The organism is Halarchaeum nitratireducens (assembly GCF_017874695.1).
GTDB classification, from domain to species: Archaea; Halobacteriota; Halobacteria; order Halobacteriales; family Halobacteriaceae; genus Halarchaeum; species Halarchaeum nitratireducens.
In genome coordinates this window covers 1-13,158 of the sequence record NZ_JAGIKY010000015.1, presented here as the reverse complement: position 1 = coordinate 13,158, position 13,158 = coordinate 1, and the positions used below count along the sequence as shown (strand labels likewise).

Below are 13,158 nucleotides of genomic sequence, written 5' to 3'. Positions count from 1 at the left end.
TCAGGCGATCTCGTCGAGGGACGCGAGCTCGATGTCGTGTTCCTCGATGCGGGCGTGGATCGCGCGGAGCAACTCGACGGCCTCCGGGTTGTCGCCGTGGATGCAGATGCTCTCCGCGGGCACGTCGATCTCCTCGCCGTTCGCGGTCTCCACGACGCCGTCGGTAGCGATGGAGACGAAGCGGTCGGCGACGAGTTCGGGGTCCTTGTCCGCGACGGACTGCTCGACGATGAGCGAGCGATCCGCTCGGTAGTCGATATCGACGTACCCCTCGAAGACCGCGCGGAGCCCCTCGACATCCCGTGCGACCTCGTAGATGTGCATGTCGGTCGCGAGGTAGATGAGGTCCTCGTCGACGTCGAGGATCCCCTCCATCGCGGCGCGCGCGTGCTCCGAACTCTCCGAGAGCATCGAATACATCGCTCCGTGTGGCTTGACGTGCTGGAGTCGCACGCCGCGCTGGCGGGCGAACGCGTCGAGCGCACCGAGCTGGTAGGTGACGTAGTCACGGACTTCCGCGGGCGTCGCGTCCATCCGCCGGCGTCCGAACCCCATCTTGTCCGGCAGTCCGGGATGGACGCCGATGCCGACGTCGTGATCGGTGGCCATCTCGACGGTGTCGCGCATCACGTGCGGGTCGCCCGCGTGGTAGCCGGCGGCGATGTTCGCCGACGTAATGTACGGCATCACGTCCTCGTCGCGCCCCATCCGCCAGTTCCCGAAGCTCTCGCCCATGTCACAGTTTATGTCAATTTGTACCATGTCGTGTGGTTACGGACGGCCTCGCATATAGCTTGGGTCGCGAAGGTGGCAGGCGTCGCGCCGCGTGACGGACGGCGGACGCCCCGGCCGTCACTCCAGTTCGACCAGCGGCTGGTCGGCCGTGATTTCGTCCTCGTTCTCCACGAGGAACGCCGCGACGGTTCCGGCGTGATCGGCTTCGATTTCGTGGAAGTTCTTCATCACTTCGACGAGGCCAACGGGGTCGCCTACGTCGACGCTGTCACCGACCTCGACGAACGGTGGGTCCTCGGGGTCGGGGCGACGGTAGAAGACGCCCGGCATCGGTGCGTTGATGGTCGTTTTCTCGGACATGCGTGGGCTATCTCTCGAATTTCGTGCCGGTCATATATCCTTTCGGGTGTCCTCGACGGCGCTCCGGAGACCGCTCACTCGACGGCGGCGCGCGCCGCATCGAGTCGCTCGGCTCTCGTCTCGCGTGCGTCGAGCGCGGTATCGACGTCGACCTCCTCGAAGTAGACCGAATCGTGCGTCTGGCGCTGGGCGAGGCGCTCACGGTCAGCGCTGATGACCGTCCCGACGGTCGCGTAGCCGCCGCCCGTGACCGCGTCCTGCATGAGGACGATCGGTTTCTGCGGGACCTGAATCGACCCGACCGGATAGCCGAGGTCGACGACGTTCGACGGATCCGTCCCCGCACCGAAGGGCTGATCGCGCTCCTCGAACTCGACGTCCGGCCCGTCGAGTCGGTAGCCGACGCGGTCGGCCTCGGGGGTGACGGTCCACTCGGCGGAGCAGAGTTCCGCACGGCTCTCGGCGGTCAGTCGGTGATCGTTCATTCCGAGGACGACGCGAACGGTCTCCTCGTCGGCGTATTCGGGGACGTACTCGTCGGGCACCGTCGCGCCGACGGCCGGACGCTCTGTCGGTGTCGCCCCGACCGGCAGTTCGTCGCCCGCTTCGAGTCCACGACCCTCGTGGCCGCCGATTCCGACGAGCGTGTACGTCGAGCGACTGTCCATCACTTCGGGGACGTCGAGACCGCCGGCCACGGCGAGATACGCGCGCGCGCCGCTCGTCGCGAACCCCATATCGAGTTCGTCGCCGGCCTCGACGGCCACGCTCTCCCAAGTGCCGATCGGTTCGCCCTCGATCGTCGGGGACATATTGGCCCCCGTGACCGCGATGACCGCGTCCTCGGTGAACGTCGCCGTGATCCCCTGGTACGTCATCTCTATCGTCGCCGCGCTCTCCTCGTTGCCGACGAGGTGGTTCGCGAGCGCGTGCGCGTAGGAATCCATCGCCCCCGAAGGGGGCACGCCGATGTGGTAGTGGCCGGTCCGCCCGTCGTCCTGTACCGTGCTCGCCACGCCGCCGGCTTCGATCTCGATCATGCGACCGCCTCCAAGAGCTGCGCGTTATACTCGTTCGGTGCCTCGAAGAACTCCTCGGGTGAGAACGTCACGTCGGCCATATCGTACTCGTACGTTCCGGCTTCGACCTCGTCTCGAATCGCGTCGTATTCGTCCCGGTCGATCCGCCGGTAGTTGATGATGTCGCCCGGGTTCGGAAGCACCATCGAGTCCTCGAAGGCGGGCAGTTCCTGATCGACGTCGAGCACCTCGGCCGGCGTGCGCCCGTAGAGCTGGTAGCCCCCGGCGCCCGCGACGGGGTAGACGACGGAGAACGCGCCGCCGAAGCCGACGGCGCGGCTCGGCGTCGCGGTTCGCGGCTCGACGTATTTCGGGACCTCCAGCTGGCGTTCGCGGGGCACCATCTGGAAGCACCACGGGAGACCCGGGACGAACCCGACCATCGTCACCATGTGCGGGGCGCCGACGAAGGCGTCGATGAACGACTCGACGTCGTCGTAGCCGTTGAGCTCCGCCGAATATTCGAGGTCGGTCGCGTCCGGGTCCTGGTGGCGGTCCCGGAAGTCCATCAACGTCTCGTGCGTCCATGGGTCCTCGAAGAGGACGGGAACGTCGATAACGCGGGACTCCCACGCGTATTCCGCGACGTCGATCGACGCTTCGATGTCCTTCAGCTCGGCGATGACATCGTCGGGATGGACGACGTCGGGGTCGATCCGGAGCATGTACGATGCGTTCCCCGGGCAGTTCTCGACGACACCGTCGATGTCGCGCTCGGCGACCCGCTGGGTGATCGCCATCGCTTTGAAATTGGCGGTGAAGCTCATCTCCTCCGCGAGATCGACGAACACGTGATCGTCCCCGCCGTACTCGTATCGTGGGTCGGGGAGATCGACCGGTGTGATCCGTTCGCTTGCCATGCTATGAGGTAGCAACGTCGGTTCGGTATGTATAGATATGGGTCGGGCCCCGAACCGTTCGGAGGCGAGGCGGTCGATACCGGGTCACGACCGCGGGCCGGTCGATTCGCATGCCCGTTTGAGGGGACGGGGAGTACCGGGATCGCCGTCATCCGCGTCCGACGTGGTTACGCGTCCGGCCAGCGCTCGATGTACACCGTCTCGTCCGTGTAGAAGCGAACGACGTCCTCGGACTGCGCGTGCAGGTCGCCGAAGAACGAGTCCTTCTGGCCGCCGAAGTGGAAGAACGCCATCGGTGCGGCCGTACCCGCGTTGACCGCGAGATTGCCCGCCTCCGCGCGGTGACGGAACGTGCGCGCGTCAGCCCCGCTGTCGGTGAAGAGGCTGGCCGCGTTACCGTAGTCGGACTCGTTGAGGACGTCGATCGCCGCGTCGACATCGGGGGCGGGCATGAGGCCGAGGACGGGGCCGAAGATCTCCTCACGCGCGATGGACATGTCCGGCGTCACGTCGCGGAAGACGCAGGGGCCGAGGAAGTTTCCGTCCTCGTAGCCCGCGACCTCGACGTCGCGGCCATCGGCGACGAGTTCCGCGCCCTCGTCGATCCCCGCTTCGACGTAGTCACGGACGCGCCGCTCGTGTTCGGCCGTGATGAGCGCGCCGATGGTCGTCTCCTCGTCGAGGCCGTCGCCGACGACTTGCGCCTCGGCCTCCGCGACGACGCGATCGACGAACTCCTCGTAGACCGATTCCTCGACGAGGACGACGTCGTTGGCGAGACAGCGCTCGCCCCCGCACGCGAACGCCGAGGAGACCGTCTTCTCGGCCGCGAACGCCAAGTCCGCCGACTCGGCGACGATGACGTGGTTCTTCGCGCCGCCCTGCGCCTGGACGCGCTTCCCGTTCGCCGCGGCCTTCTCGTAGATGGTCTCCGCGACGGGCGTGCTCCCGACGAAGGAGACGCCCTCGATGCCGTCGTGTTCGAGGACGGCGTTCACGGTGTCGGCGCCGCCGTGGACGAGGTTGACGACGCCGTCCGGAAAGCCGGCCTCGTCGACGAGTTCGAAGAGCTTCACGGCGGTGAGCGGATCGCGCTCGCTCGGCTTCAGGATGAAGGCGTTACCGGAGGCGACGGCGTACGGGAGGAACCAGAGCGGGATCATCCCGGGGAAGTTGAACGGCGTGATCGCGGCGAACACCCCGAGGGGCTGACGGACCGCGGTCTCGTCGATGTCTGGGGCGGCGTTCGAAACGTGGCCGGCCTGCATGAGCCGCGGCATCCCGCAGGCGACCTCGACGTTCTCGATACCGCGGCGGAGTTCGCCCCTCGCCTCAGCGAACGTCTTCCCGTGTTCTTCGACCAGCGTCTCCGCGATGTCGTCGAGGTTCGCCTCGAGGAGTTCCTTGAACCTGAAGAGTGGCTGGATTCGTTCCTCGACGGGTGCCGCCCGCCATGTCTCGAACGCCGCCTGCCCCGCGGCGACGGTCTCGTCGACGTCGTCCGCGGAGCTGAACGCGACGTGTGAAAGAGGGTCCCCCGTCGCCGGGTTCAGGACGTCTTGACCCTCGTCACCGGTTGGCTCGGTCCACTCGCCGTTCACGTAGTTCCGGACCGCGTCGTAATCGCTCACGGCACTGTGTGACGACCCCACCGATATAAGCGTTCCGAGAATCTGAACAATGTACGGATAGTATGGCGTTTTCAAAATTTTCTTTGACCGATGATCGGATACAGCAGAGTATTGTATTCCTACACTCCGTATCGGTAGAAAGTTTAATGTTGTCATGATGGAGAGGAGGAGACACCGATGTCGGATAGACGAGCGCTCAACGATATCGAACAGCTCGACAAGAGACACGTGTTCGGAACGTGGGCATATCAGAGTCAGGTCCGGCCGCGTCAGATCACCGAGAGCGACGGGGTCCGCTTCACCGACGCGAGCGGACACGAGTTCCTCGATTTTTCCGGCCAGCTCATGTGTTCGAATCTCGGTCACTCGGCATCGGGCGTCGCGGACGCGATCGCCGAGCAGGCCGCCGAGGGCGCGTACTTCGCCCCCGGATTCACGACGGAGGTGCGCGCGAAGCTCGGCGCGAAGCTCGCAGAGGTCACTCCGGGTGATCTCTCGAAGACCTTCTTTTCGACCAGCGGGACGGAGGCCGTCGAGGCCGCCATCAAGATCGCGAAGTTCTACACCGGGAAGGACAAGATCGTCTCGCGCTACCGCTCCTACCACGGCGCGACCGCCGGATCGATCAGCGTCACGGGCGATCCGAGGCGTCTCGCCGCCGAGCCCGGCGTTCCGGGGGCGATAAAGGCACCCGACCCGTACGCGTACGGATCGACGCTCGATCCGATGCAGAGCCTCGACTACATCGACGAGATGCTGATGCTCGAGGGCGACACCGTCGCGGCGGTGCTCGTCGAGCCCATCGTCGGCTCGAACGGCATCCTCGTGCCGCCCGACGAGTACCTCCCGCGGCTCAAGGAGATCGCACACGAGCACGGCGCACTGCTCATCTGCGACGAGGTCATGGCCGGCTTCGGCCGTACCGGCGAGTGGTTCGGCTGCGACGTCTTCGACGTCACGCCCGACATCATGACGATGGCGAAGGGGCTCACGGGCGCCTACCAGCCCCTCGGCGCGACCATCGTCACCCCGGAGATCGCCGACTACTTCGAGGACACCATGCTCACGCACGGGCACACGTACGCCGGCCACCCCGTGGCGTGCGCGGCCGGCCTCGCGGCTATCGAGACTTACCAGGAAGAGGGGCTCATCGAGCGCGCCGGTGCGATCGGTGACTACCTCGAAGCACGAATCGATGACCTCGCCGAGGCCCACCCGAGCGTGGGTGACACGCGTGGTGTCGGGCTCTTCCGCGGGATCGAGCTGACGCGAGATGCGGAGCGGCGCGTTCCGTTCGGTGACCGTGAGGACAAGCTCTCGAAGGACTCGAACGTCGTCGACGAGGTGGCCGACGCCGCCTTCGCGGAGGGAACGTACGTGGCGAACATGATCAACACCCTCATCGTCGCGCCCCCGCTCACGATAACCGAGGACGAGATCGACGAGGCGATTACCGCCCTCGACGTCGCACTCGATATCTCCGACGACGCGATGGACTGATCTCTCGACAGATCCATGTACGCCCGTTCAGTTAATTCCTGTACTACCGGCCTACATTTAGAATGGCGAGGCTGTGTTGAAATCCTATTGGTTCGACACCTTTCCAGCTGAAACAGCCGTTAGTTAGAATTGCGCATCTCATAGTATTCATCCCCACCCCTTGCAGAGGAATCGCGTATCACGGGGGGGACGTTCTGCTGGGACGCACTGAAGCATTGTTTTGTATCTCGAGTAGAAATACGTCGCTCATGGTCCCCAATATCAGCGAAGTGTTATTCAACGAGCCACAAGGCCGTCGAATCGGACTTTTCCAGTTCGGCCTGTCGCTTACCTTCTTGTGTATGTTCGCGTATGCCTGGAGTGTCGGCGACGCTGGCGAAACCCGATGGTTACTATTTATGATCGTCGGAACTGCGCTGTCGGGAATCGCCGAATCTCTCCCAGAGACCCAGCTACAGGCGGTAGGCGTACTCCGTTTTACGGCGGGTCTCGTATTGCTGTGCGTCGTCGCTGCCCCGTTCCTCGGTCTCGGATTTATTATCGGAGGATAACCGCTGGTGTTGACGTTCTCTATATCTAATGTTCAGAGTGCCTTGTCGATGTTGTGAGTGAGACAGACGACAACGAGTTCCCGGAACTGCTTCCACCAGTGACGTGAATGGACGAATGCGCCGTATTTCCGTTTGAGGCGAGAGTTCACCGTTTCGTTCTGACTGCGCTGACCGTAGAGATCGGCATCCAACCGAGCATTCCACGCTTCGTGAAGAGACGAGAACTCGCGGTGCTTGATAAGCGGACGTGTCGTCGTTACGTGTACGTCGAAAATCGCGTTTGACCTTGTGTCCACGAGGAGCGTGACTTTCAACTGCTGAATCGTCAACTTCGTTCGCTTCATGTAGTGCTTCGAGGCGTGACTTCGGTCGAACACAGCGGCATCGATCTCGACGACACCGTTAGTCGGAAGAAGCGTGACTGAGAGATTGAGAAGAACCCGCCAAACAGCCATGTCAAGGCGGTTGAACGCCTTACACAACGTCGAAGGAGACGGAATTTCCTGAAGATTGAGGGCGCTCCGAACCCGAGGCATCTCAATAAGTTCGTCAAGGAGCGTCCTGTACGTCGTATTCTTCCGCACCTTGAGACAGAGGAGGACGATGTGTTGATGAAGTGTGTATCGCCGTTTCGAGAATTTCGATGAGTAGCGAGCGACAGTTCGCTGAGCCAAGTGATATGCTCGCTCAACAAACCGGAGTAACTGTGACTTCGGGAGGGCTTCCATCCGGTCAGACTACCGGACGAACCTGTAACCCTCTGAGGATTTCAACAGAGCCAATGGCGACGGAATTATAAGTAGAATGAGTGAGACGGAGGGGTGTGTCCAAACAGACGACGGGTGACGTCGATCTCGACGAGACGGATCTCGAACTCCTCGAGTACATCGAATCCGACTTCGACGTGAGCCTCGAGACGCTCTCCGATCACCTCGAGTTATCGAAGTCCGCGATCCACTATCGACTCAATAAGCTTCGGGAGGACGGCGTCGTCACCGGAACGACCGCCGACCTCGACCCGCTCGCCTTCGGTCTCGACATGGTCGCGCTCACGCAGGTGACGGTCGTCCACGAGAGCGGCTACTCGGATGCCTTGGGAGCGCGGCTCAGCGCGGTCAGCGGAGTCGAGCAAGTCTACTATACGATGGGAGACGTCGATTTCGTGCTCGTGGTTCGCGTACAGGACCGCGAGCAGATGAACGACGTCATCGAGGAAGTCATCGCCATCGACGGCGTCAATCAGACGTCCTCGCGCTTCGTTATGGACGAGATCCGCGGCGACGAGGGAACCGTCGAGAATCTCCGCGAAGACGCACTCGAGGCTCTACGGGGTGGGGACTGAACGGCGGCCGCGGCGTCGAGACGCGTGGCCCCTTCGAACTGAGTCAGGCTGGACGGCGCCGGACGGGGAGACGGACACGACACGAGACGGGTGCGGACGCGATCGCGAAACGCGCGACGATCACAGAGCTCCGAGACACCACACATCATGCTAGAGATCGAAATCGACGACACGACGTTCACGGCCGAACTGCACGAGGACGACGCCCCGGCGTCCGTCGCCGCGGTCCGGGAGTTCCTCCCCCTCGAATCGGAGTTGATGCACGTCCGTTGGAGCGGAATCGCGACGTGAATCAACATCGACGAGATCGATCTGCCCGAAGTCCCCCGGGAGAATCACACCGTCTACCCGTCGCGGGGCGACCTCCTGCTGTATCCGGGATATCGGAACGAACAGGAGATCCTCGTCCCCTGCGGGCCGACCTGTTTCAAGAGCCCGGCCGGGGAACTCGCCGGAAACCACTTCGCGTCCGTGGACGCGAGTGCCGAGGAGCTCAAGGCGATCGAGGAACGGACGCTGCGCGACGGCGTCCTCGGTGTGACGGTCCGGGAGAGAGACGAATAACGACGGCACCGATTTCTGCGACGCTGCGCGACGGCGTCGATCACGCAGACCGCGCGGCGACGATCGAGACTCGTCGGAATCCGCTGGGTGGCGGTCGCCGCACGGGGTTTCGGTGAGGCAGTGACCGACGTACCGTATCCACTGGAGTGGACCTGCCCCCGATCGCAAATTGAGCTACGCCACCTAAGGTAGGTGACGTAGCTACGGTATTCGAGGAGGGCGTTCCGGGAGAACCGAGACGTGTCACGCGGCGTCTATCGGGGACGGAATCGGACCCACCGCGCTTTCGTCGATTCGATCCACTCTCGTGTCTCCGTCGCCCGCATCCACTCGGTAGAAGGGGGTCCGACGCTCCGACGTCGCTCGTCGAGGGAGGAGACGTACCCTCGTAATTCCGGGTGAACGAGTTCGACGCCGAGGCCACGGAGGAGCACCACCCTCGACGAACCGAGCAGGGTGAGCACAGTATATCGAGAGAGGAGATAGTGACGACTCACTCACAACATACCCACACCCCACGTTGTAAGTGTTTCTCCGCGAGAGCGGGCGTGACGGGGGGGACGGTGGAACACCGAAGCGACGATCCACCGGCACCCGACCATGACCCCCCGTGTTGTAAGTGTTTTCGGGACCGTCAGACGCTGAACTCGCTTTGCACGTGGGATCGAGTGGAGTCCTCGAACGACCCGAGGAGGCTGTCAACGGAGGAGGGAAATCCCTGTTCGAGACGCTCGTCCTCGCGGAACGTCTCGACGATGATCCGGGGTTCATCGACGAGCGAGTAGATGTACGATCGGCCGCCACGCCGACCGAGGTTGTGCTCGCCCTTCTCGAGGAGGCCGAACATCTCGAGCGTGTCGAGGTGATCACGCACGCGGCTCTCCGAGAGCGTGTCCGCGTCGACGCGATCGCAGAGGTCTTTGTACAGCGAGTAGATCGTCTTCACCTTCGCCTCGCCGTCGGGATCGATCACCAAGAGCGTCGTCGCCATCAGGACGAGTTGCATCTGACTGGTCAACCGTTCGGTGATGATGTCGCGCGTGTTCGCGCGGTCGACCTCACTGCGAGCGATGCGGACGTGGTCCTCGAGGACGCGGGTATCGCCCTCGTGGCGCGCGATATCCCCCGCGGTTTCGAGGAGGTCGAGTGCCATCCGGGCGTCGCCCGAGTCCTGTGCGGTGAGCGCCGCCGTGAGCGGGATGACGTCCTCCGAGAGGACGCCGTCGCGGAACGTCAGATCGGCGTAGTAGGAGAGGATCGAGCGGAGTTCGTTCGCGTCGTACGGCGAGAACTGGATCTCTTTCTCACAGAGCGTGGATTTGACTCGCTGAGAGAGGTTCTCGCGGAACTTGAAGTTGTTACTGATCCCGACGATACCGACCTCGGCGTTCTCGAGTTCGCCGATGGCCTTCGCACGCGGGAAGTCGTAAAGGAGCTCTTCGTCCTCGCCGAGCTTGTCGATCTCGTCGAGGATCACGATGACGTAGCCGCCGATCTCGTCGAGCGCGTCGTAAATCCGATCCCAGAGGGTGTCGGGATGCGTTCCCTGTTTGAAGTGTTCCTCGGGGTAGAGTTCGTTGGCGAGATACTGGAGTACCTTGTACGTGGACGTGCGCTTGTTACAGTTGACGGTGAGCGTCGTGAGCGCGACGTCGGCGTCGTCGGCTTCCGCTTCGAGGAACTCGATGACCTTCTGTGTCGTCGCGGTCTTCCCCACACCGGTCTGTCCGTAGATGAAGACGTTGGGCGCGCCGAATCCGTCGGGAATGTCCTGGAGCGCGGCCGCGTACTCCTGGATCTCCTCCCCGCGTTCGAGGATTTCGTCCGGAGTGTACCCCTCCTTGAATGGTTCCTTATCACGAAAGACGTGATTCGATCCCTTGAACGGCGAATCCATACCCAACCCGTTACGCTCCATCCATATCAACCCTACCCTGCAAGTGTTCTAACTGTTCTAAGTGTTCCCAAAAACCCGGGAACACACCCCCTCCAGATTGTAAGTGTTCTCCCACTCAGGAAGGCGTGGGGGAGAGACGGGCGGAGATAGTACACGAGACGAGGGCGCACGTGATGAGTAACGAACAGTAGAAGCGACCGGTCCTACGACACTACTACTAGCTAGCCTAGTTGCTAGTATAGTAGTATTAGTCCTTGTGGTGCAGTCAAATATCTCTAAAGGCGTTTATCCTACTATACAGCGTCTTAGACGCGTTTAAACACTTACAATCTGGGGTGTCTGGTCGTATCTAATCGTCCTTCTTTATATTCTATCGAGGATTCTACCCACCCACCCCCTCCTCGCTGTCCACCCGAGAACACTTACAATCCGGGGGGAGGGTGTGATCACCTGCCGCCGAAACTCAAGCTGCAGAGGTTCGGATTTTGACCGATCTACAAACGAGTGAGCGAGATTATCAGGGTGATTCGGGCGAGAGTTCTTAGGGCATGACCCGGCTATGGAGTGGGATCTGCTCTCGGAAACAACTTTGAGGAACCCGCGAGAAGAAATAGCCGATAGTCGCTGCTGTAGGGTTTTCGGCACTGTCTAGTTTAGCACCTCCTCAATCGGCGTGTTTCCGTCGAGAGCTTGATGCGGTCTCTGATGATTGTAGTAATGCACAAACTATCAACCGAGACATAAATTAGAGTTCTGCCGTATAGTCGGAGATTACGGTCTCGAAGAGATTGCTACAGCACTCCCAGAGGAGTTTCGGAGGAGACTCTGCTTCGAACACGGCCCCTTCGTAGCGTGGCGTCTCCATTGAGGCCGTCTGGTACTGAAAGTGCGCTACGCCGAGATCGTCGTGATCTTCATCTTGGTGCCAGCCGCAATGGAACTCCAAGTTTGGATCGGCGTAGTCGATTCTGAATTCGTCGTGGGGCGGCGTCAGTTTCCAGTGGACCTCGAGCTGTGGTGACTCAGGCCCGGTCGGTGGAACGACTCGCTGTGGGTCGATCTCAGCGGCGAGGTACCGTTTCTGGATCGCGTCTGGCTCGAACCTGACGGAGATGACTTCGACTTGTCGTTCCAGTACGTCCTTGAGCGTCCGATAGAGAGCCGGGTTTTCCGCTCCAGGATTCATGCGGAGGCGGAGCGCCGCTCACCGGGGAAGCGGTCGTAGAGCCGGAGCGCGTCTTCGACGAGACGACGGCGCGTTTTGAGGTGGTCCCACTCGCGGGCCGCCTGACGACGTTCACGCTCGTCCGTAACGTCTTCTGTCCTCCCGAGGCTCGCGCGTAATTCGTTGGGGGTTTCGACGTCGTATTTGGCCTTCCATGCTCGAATCTGTTCGTTCATCTCTTCGAGACTCGCGGCGAGGTCGTCAGGCGAGTGTTCTTCGTAGAGCTCGCGCATCTCGATGAGGTACTGACCGACGGGGTCAGGCTCATACGTGGTCTGCTGGCCGCGTGTATCCGCGTTCAGCTTGCCGTCGTCTGTGAGACGTTTGAGGTACTTGGTCGCCGTCTCGTGGGCTACCTCGGCCTCTGCGGCGATCCAGTTGGCCGTTCGGGGTTCACTGACGGCGAGTGCGATTGCTTCGACGCGCTCGGCCGCCGACAGACCGTCAGTCCAGCTTTGGTTCGGTTCGTCGTTCATGACTCCGTCTACGTCCTCAATGAAGAAATAATTTGATGTGGTTCAGAATATATCGAAGGGTAAGTCCCGCTTAGAAATCGTTGAGGACCTCCTAGATTCGGCTGAGGAGATGGTCTACGTTGATAACGTGCTGATGGACCGGGAGTTCGATAGTCAGATGTTCTGGAGATGATCAGCCAGCGTGGGCTCTCCTACGTCGTGCCAAAGGGGATGCAGACGAGTGAGAAAGCACAAGCCAAACGCCTGCTCCAGCAGGATCAAGACCGTTACGAAACCGACCGGAAAATCTATCTCGGGAAGAACGAATGGCACGAGACAACCCTGATATACCGACGGAAAGAAGACGCTGAGCATGATGATCACCGGCAGTACTCGGTGTTCATGACGAATCGAGGGAGCGGACACCTCGTGGAGTACGGCTAGCGCTGGGAGATCGAGAGCGCCTACAGGTCTATCAAGCGGTTTAAGGCCGCCACCACGTCGGAGGATTTCGGGTTGCGATTCTTATATTTCGCGTTCGCCTGCCTGCTGTACTCGATTTGGCGAGCAGTGGACCTGCTCGTGCAGGTCGAATTGAGGGGTGGATATGAACATTCACCGATCGTGATGGCAGACAATACGCCCACGCTGCTGAAGAAGGAAACCGGAATTGGGGAGAGAGACACTCGGCCTGAGTTAGCGCGGTGGCTGAGTGGCTACACTACCAGACGTCTTCGAAAGTTGACGATATAGTTGGTAATACAACACGAAAGCACGATTGAGAGCCAATCTGGAGCCGTACTCGATTACTTATTTGGCCGAAACCACACACCACAAACCGCTAAACCCGCTGTAGTCTCAACCTCCCACAACCTCGGAGGATAGATTTGATGCGTGCCTTCGAATCAGTTCGAAATGAACTGGAAATAAATCATAGTTGACCTCTTGTACCCCGTCAA

The 13,158-nt window shown here is 61.4% G+C and carries 12 protein-coding genes and 3 pseudogenes; 5 read left to right on the top strand and 10 right to left on the bottom strand.

Annotated features, from left to right (window positions below; all coding sequences use genetic code 11):
• The 5 genes from J2754_RS13555 to J2754_RS13535 form a co-directional block, all read right to left on the bottom strand.
• Positions 1-762 (bottom strand): LamB/YcsF family protein, encoded by a 762-nt coding sequence (locus J2754_RS13555; RefSeq protein ID WP_188879140.1) that lies wholly within the window; start codon positions 760-762, stop codon positions 1-3.
• A 90-nt stretch (positions 763-852) separates the two neighbouring features.
• On the bottom strand, positions 853-1,095 hold the full coding sequence (locus J2754_RS13550) for an acetyl-CoA carboxylase (protein WP_188879142.1): 243 nt from the start codon (positions 1,093-1,095) through the stop codon (positions 853-855).
• Positions 1,096-1,169: 74 nt separating this feature from the next.
• Positions 1,170-2,135 carry a 5-oxoprolinase subunit C family protein gene (locus J2754_RS13545; RefSeq protein ID WP_188879144.1) on the bottom strand — a complete coding sequence of 322 codons (966 nt, stop codon included), beginning with the start codon at positions 2,133-2,135 and terminating at the stop codon, positions 1,170-1,172.
• Positions 2,132-3,034 carry a 5-oxoprolinase subunit B family protein gene (locus J2754_RS13540; protein ID WP_211087744.1) on the bottom strand — a complete coding sequence of 301 codons (903 nt, stop codon included), beginning with the start codon at positions 3,032-3,034 and terminating at the stop codon, positions 2,132-2,134. The genes J2754_RS13545 and J2754_RS13540 overlap by 4 nt, the downstream gene beginning before the upstream one ends.
• 167 nt (positions 3,035-3,201) lie before the next feature.
• Positions 3,202-4,665: a CoA-acylating methylmalonate-semialdehyde dehydrogenase gene (locus J2754_RS13535; RefSeq protein ID WP_342590126.1), complete on the bottom strand. Its 1,464-nt coding sequence runs from the start codon at positions 4,663-4,665 to the stop codon at positions 3,202-3,204.
• 177 nt (positions 4,666-4,842) lie between these two features.
• On the opposite strand from J2754_RS13535, the gene J2754_RS13530 reads away from it, so the two are divergent.
• On the top strand, positions 4,843-6,165 hold the full coding sequence (locus tag J2754_RS13530; protein ID WP_211087742.1) for an aminotransferase family protein: 1,323 nt from the start codon (positions 4,843-4,845) through the stop codon (positions 6,163-6,165).
• A 248-nt stretch (positions 6,166-6,413) separates the two neighbouring features.
• Positions 6,414-6,716 (top strand): DUF8011 family protein, encoded by a 303-nt coding sequence (locus J2754_RS13525; RefSeq protein ID WP_137685468.1) that lies wholly within the window; start codon positions 6,414-6,416, stop codon positions 6,714-6,716.
• Positions 6,717-6,748: 32 nt separating this feature from the next.
• Here J2754_RS13525 and J2754_RS13520 read toward each other — a convergent pair whose 3' ends face one another.
• Positions 6,749-7,444 (bottom strand): IS5/IS1182 family transposase, encoded by a 696-nt coding sequence (locus J2754_RS13520; RefSeq protein WP_188879148.1) that lies wholly within the window; start codon positions 7,442-7,444, stop codon positions 6,749-6,751.
• A 95-nt stretch (positions 7,445-7,539) separates the two neighbouring features.
• On the opposite strand from J2754_RS13520, the gene J2754_RS16660 reads away from it, so the two are divergent.
• Together J2754_RS16660 and J2754_RS13510 are read left to right on the top strand one after the other, a co-directional pair.
• Positions 7,540-8,058, top strand: coding sequence for an Lrp/AsnC family transcriptional regulator (locus J2754_RS16660; RefSeq protein WP_188879149.1), 519 nt, complete (start codon positions 7,540-7,542; stop codon positions 8,056-8,058).
• A 147-nt stretch (positions 8,059-8,205) separates the two neighbouring features.
• A pseudogene (locus tag J2754_RS13510) lies at positions 8,206-8,622 on the top strand (DUF3830 family protein).
• A 634-nt stretch (positions 8,623-9,256) separates the two neighbouring features.
• On the opposite strand, the gene J2754_RS13505 reads toward J2754_RS13510, so the two are convergent.
• The 4 genes and pseudogenes from J2754_RS13505 to J2754_RS13490 form a co-directional block, all read right to left on the bottom strand.
• Complete coding sequence (locus J2754_RS13505) at positions 9,257-10,519, bottom strand: Cdc6/Cdc18 family protein (RefSeq protein WP_188879150.1); 1,263 nt, start codon at positions 10,517-10,519, stop codon at positions 9,257-9,259.
• Positions 10,520-11,167: 648 nt separating this feature from the next.
• Positions 11,168-11,245: pseudogene (locus J2754_RS13500) on the bottom strand (integrase core domain-containing protein); the annotation flags it as partial.
• Positions 11,246-11,264: 19 nt separating this feature from the next.
• Positions 11,265-11,705 (bottom strand): hypothetical protein, encoded by a 441-nt coding sequence (locus tag J2754_RS13495; RefSeq protein ID WP_188879151.1) that lies wholly within the window; start codon positions 11,703-11,705, stop codon positions 11,265-11,267.
• Complete coding sequence (locus J2754_RS13490; protein ID WP_188879152.1) at positions 11,702-12,220, bottom strand: DUF7342 family protein; 519 nt, start codon at positions 12,218-12,220, stop codon at positions 11,702-11,704. The genes J2754_RS13495 and J2754_RS13490 overlap by 4 nt, the downstream gene beginning before the upstream one ends.
• A 49-nt stretch (positions 12,221-12,269) precedes the next feature.
• Between J2754_RS13490 and J2754_RS13485 the strand changes: the two are divergent.
• Positions 12,270-12,874: pseudogene (locus J2754_RS13485) on the top strand (transposase); the annotation flags it as partial.
• Positions 12,875-13,158 lie beyond the last annotated feature (284 nt).